This is a genomic window from Paraburkholderia sp. SIMBA_030 (assembly GCF_046535245.1).
In the GTDB taxonomy this organism is placed as follows: Bacteria; Pseudomonadota; Gammaproteobacteria; order Burkholderiales; family Burkholderiaceae; genus Paraburkholderia.
The window spans coordinates 1-228 of the sequence record NZ_JAWRXB010001850.1 but is presented as its reverse complement, the minus strand read 5'-3'; the positions used below and the strand labels follow the sequence as shown (position 1 = coordinate 228).

Sequence of the window (228 nt, the reverse complement as noted above, 5' to 3'; positions counted from 1 at the left end):
CAGGAATTTACATGGCAGTCATTCGTCACCACGTGGGTCCGCGCCTTTCGGAAACCGCTGTTTACAACGGTACGGTCTATCTCGCGGGTCAGATCGCCGAGGACACGAAGCAGGACATCGCTGGCCAGACGCGCGAAGTGCTGGGCCATATCGACCGCCTGCTGGGCGAAGCGAACAGCGACAAGACGCTGCTGCTGTCGGTGCAGCTCTATATCGCCGACATGAAGG

General features: G+C 59.6%; 1 protein-coding gene. It reads left to right on the top strand.

The genetic code is table 11. The features are described from left to right. Positions 1–11: 11 nt before the first annotated feature. Positions 12–228 (top strand): Rid family hydrolase (locus tag SB772_RS46390; protein ID WP_410839317.1); only part of this gene is annotated, 217 nt, incomplete at its 3' end.